At 44.9% G+C, this 2,852-nt stretch carries 1 protein-coding gene and 1 pseudogene; one reads left to right on the top strand and one right to left on the bottom strand.

Going from position 1 to position 2,852, the window contains the following annotated elements; genetic code table 11:
* Positions 1 to 1,088 (bottom strand): annotated as a pseudogene (locus tag BCT81_RS26625) (nodulation protein NfeD); the annotation flags it as partial.
* 407 nt (positions 1,089 to 1,495) lie between these two features.
* Between BCT81_RS26625 and BCT81_RS26620 the strand changes: the two are divergent.
* Positions 1,496 to 2,815 carry a dicarboxylate/amino acid:cation symporter gene (locus BCT81_RS26620; protein WP_347232129.1) on the top strand — a complete coding sequence of 440 codons (1,320 nt, stop codon included), beginning with the start codon at positions 1,496 to 1,498 and terminating at the stop codon, positions 2,813 to 2,815.
* Positions 2,816 to 2,852 lie beyond the last annotated feature (37 nt).

The raw sequence follows: 2,852 nt of genomic DNA, 5'->3' as shown, positions 1-2,852 counted from the left end.
ACTTCAGTGTCCATCAACATGATGGAACCGAGTGAAAACGCAGCAACGCCCCCCAAGCCGAAAATACCAAAACTAGGACTAAAGGCTTCGGCGACCATCAAGGCAATACCGAGCAAAATGAGGGCGAGACCTGCATAGCTCACAGGCAACATTTGTAAGGAATACATAGCCAATACCAAACAGATGCCACCAAGCACTCCTGGCAAGCCGACACCTGGGTTATAAAACTCAAGTAGCAGACCGTAGATACCGATAAGCATGAGAATGTAGGCGACATTGGGATTAGTGATCACAGAAAGCAAACTAAAGCGCCAGTCTTGTTCTCTCTCGACAAAGGCCACGTCATTAAGTTCTATGTCCTGATTGATGCCATTAATCATGATGGTGCGGCCGTTACTCATTTCGACCAACTGTTGCAGGTCACTGGCAACAAAATCAATCACATTAAGCTCAAGAGCGTTCTCGGAATCCAAACTCGCCGCTTCTCTTACGGCTTTTTCTGCTCACTCTTCATTTCGATTGTGTAGCTTCGCCAAACTGACAATGTAAGCTGCGGCATCATTGATCACCTTCTTCTCCATCGCGGTGGTCGCTTTTACCTGCTCTGAACTCTCTTCTTTGAGTGCATCCTGCTCATCGGCAGTGGCATTGTCGTCTTTATTGGTGTCATCTTGGGGAGATAACGGATTGGTTGGCGCTTTCCCTCCGCCAAGTGACACAGGAGTTGCAGCGCCCAAATTGGTTCCGGGAGCCATAGAGGCGATGTGACTGGCGAGTAGAATATAAGTCCCAGCACTTGCCGCACGTGAACCGGCAGGTCCAACCCAAGTAGCAATCGGAATGGGTGAGGTGGTAATGGCACGAATGATGTCACGCATCGAAGAGTCTAGTCCTCCAGGCGTGTTCATTTTTAATATGATGAGCTTGACTTGCTCTTTGTGGGCTTGTTCAATCTCTCTTGTGAGGTAATCACTGGTTGCAGGGCTGATACCTCCATTCACCTCAATAACCCAGACATCATCGGCCTGAGCACACACAGAGCTGAACAACAGAAGAAATGCAAACAAGTACTTTAAGATAAAAGTCATGTCCCTCTCCTTACAACAGAGATGCTAGATAGACGTTTTATTTAAAGCGCAGAGGTAACATCTTGGTAATAAATAGATACCTTAAGCATAGTTCAGGCTAAATTTCATACAACACTTCCATTTAGAATCACGAAAAGCATAGCGAGCAAAAAAAACGCACAAATGAAAACCAAATGTTAACAATGCGACCTTAATACTCAAGGATAAAAACATTCACAAAACACGACGCATGCTTACATTTATAAATCCAGCAAATATCACCACAAGAAAAAACAAAAGCAATCGTTTGCTCGGGTGCAAAAAACACCAAATAACGGTAGACCTACAATTTTTGGCGCACTTTCATCTCAGCTCATATTGATAAATGTAAAGGATACGTGTAAAACTCTTCGCGAAATATTTATCCAATGGTACATCGTACATTGGTGAGTAGTTCTGGGAATTTTATATTTAGTAGCACAGAGGTTATGGAAGTGTTAAAAGAAAAGAGTTTACTAAGCAACATTGGCGTTCAAGTCGTTATTGCAATGTTCATCGGTACCCTAGTCGGTGCGATGATGGGTGACAGCGCAACAATGTTCGCTCCACTGGGTGCTATCTTCATCAACTTGATCAAGATGCTGGTTATCCCTCTGGTTGCGGTTGCCCTAATTTCAGGCGCAGCAGGCCTAGGCAACAGCTCATCTGCTGGTAAGGTTGGTATCACAACCTTAGGTTACTTTGCACTAACGTCTGCACTTGCTGTAGCACTAGCGCTTGTAATGGGTGAAGTATTCGAACCAGGTCGTGGTATCGATGTTTCTGGCGTAGAAGGCATGTTCTCTTCTGAGTACGCTGCGAAAGGCGAACTACCAACGTTTTGGGCAACCATCACTGGCATGATCCCTACTAACGTTTTCCAATCATTGAACGAAGCAAACATTCTGCAAATCCTAGTTTTCTGCTTGTTCTTTGGTATTGCGCTTTCTAAGCAAGCGAAAGAAAAACGTGATCCTATCATCAATGGCGTAAACGCGATTGTTGATGCTATGGTTTGGATGATCAACAAAGTGATGATCATCGCACCACTTGGCGTATTTGGTCTAATGGCTGAAGCAGTTGGTACATTCGGTTTTGGCGCACTAATGGTTGTGTTCAAACTGTTTGTTGTTTACATCGCCGCTATCCTGATCTTTGGCTTTGTTGCTTACCCGCTAATGATTCAAATCTTCACTAAGACTTCAGCTAAGAAGTTCCTAGTTGCAATGAAGAAGCCTCAAGCGGTTGCTCTTTCAACAGCATCTTCAATGGCTACACTGCCTGTAACCATGGACACTGTAGAAAACGAGCTAGGTGTACGTAACTCTACGGCTTCGTTCGTTCTACCTCTAGGTGCAACGATCAACATGTCTGGTAACGCGATTTACTACGGCCTAGTGGCTATCTTCTTCGCACAGCTGTTCAACATCGACCTATCTATGGGTGCTTACGTTGCTATCATCGTAACATCAACACTAGGCGCGGTTGGCCAAGCAGGTGTTCCTGGTCCTTCTTTCCTAGTTGTTGCGGTTCTTCTAGCGGCTGGTATCCCTATCGAAGGTCTACCTCTACTGTTCGCTCTAGACCGTATCTTCGACATGATTCGTACAGCACTGAACATCACTGGTGATGCAGCATGTGCAGTGATCGTTGACGCTCTAATTGAAGACGAAGCGAAAGAAGCTGAGCTACAAAAACAACAAGCATAAGTTTCGATTACGTCGGAAAACAAAAAGCCACTCTATG

Source organism: Vibrio sp. 10N.261.52.A1, assembly GCF_002876325.1.
GTDB lineage: Bacteria > Pseudomonadota > Gammaproteobacteria > Enterobacterales > Vibrionaceae > Vibrio > Vibrio chagasii.
This window is presented reverse-complemented; position numbering and strand designations above follow the sequence as displayed.

What these genes read in the sequence shown, in the direction of transcription:
- BCT81_RS26620 (WP_347232129.1), top strand. Translation starts at nt 1,496, where the DNA reads ATGGTACATCGTACATTGGTGAGTAGTTCTGGGAATTTTATATTTAGT.